General features: G+C 50.0%; 1 protein-coding gene. It reads right to left on the bottom strand.

The window, feature by feature from the left end:
- The coding region (locus KIV40_RS34250) for a CehA/McbA family metallohydrolase (protein ID WP_285353902.1) at positions 1–848 on the bottom strand (848 nt) is incomplete at both ends.

Raw genomic sequence — 848 nt, 5'->3', positions numbered from 1 at the left:
CATCGACCACGCACTCTGCGTAATAGTCATGTTCCATGTCGCGAACAGATAATCGGTAGGTCAGCGCTTGGCCTTTGCTGTCTTCACCAGGCAGCAGATCGCCGAGATTTATATCGAATTTCAGACCGCAACGGCGCTCTAGGTACACTTGTCCATTGCGCAGACCTGCCAAAATCCCTTCTCCACTCAAGCCGTGGCTATACACGAAAGTTGAAGGGTCGCCGTAAATGGAAGGTTCGGTCGCTTTTGGGTTGCGCTCGTGAGGTTCTAGGTGTGAATCGCTGCCACCAATCGCGGTAATACGCTGGCCGCAGTTCCACATCTCATTAAGTACCATTAAGGCATCTTCGGTCGCTTTCGGCGACGTTGACCAAGTTGGGTCACAACACACTTCAAAGGTCGAGACTTGGCTCAGCAGTACTTCATCGTAGTGCCAATGCCACGGCTTCATCATCGGGTGATTAATGCCAAGGGAACTGTGTCCACTTTTAGCAAGCTTTAGCCCTGCCTCCATAGTGGCTCGACTCGTATGTTCAACCTCTGTTAGATCCAAAGAATGGCTTGGACCATGAACATTAAAATGCCCCAGATCGGTTGTGACTTCTAATGCGGGCAGAAACAGGCACTGCTTTGAAAGTGGCAGTTTCGGCTGGCATATGTTGTGTTCGGTAATAAAGAAAAAATCTAAGCCTTGCGACTCAACAATCTCTTTCGCGGCACTTAGCGTGTTGTGTCCATCGGAAAGCTGAGTATGGGCATGAAGATCGCCACGATACCAACGCGACTCTGCACTCAGCATCTGGCTGTAATCAAATTCGATCTGATGCGACTGAGTCACCACCGATTGA

The organism is Vibrio sp. D173a, from assembly GCF_030248475.1.
This window is presented reverse-complemented; position numbering and strand designations above follow the sequence as displayed.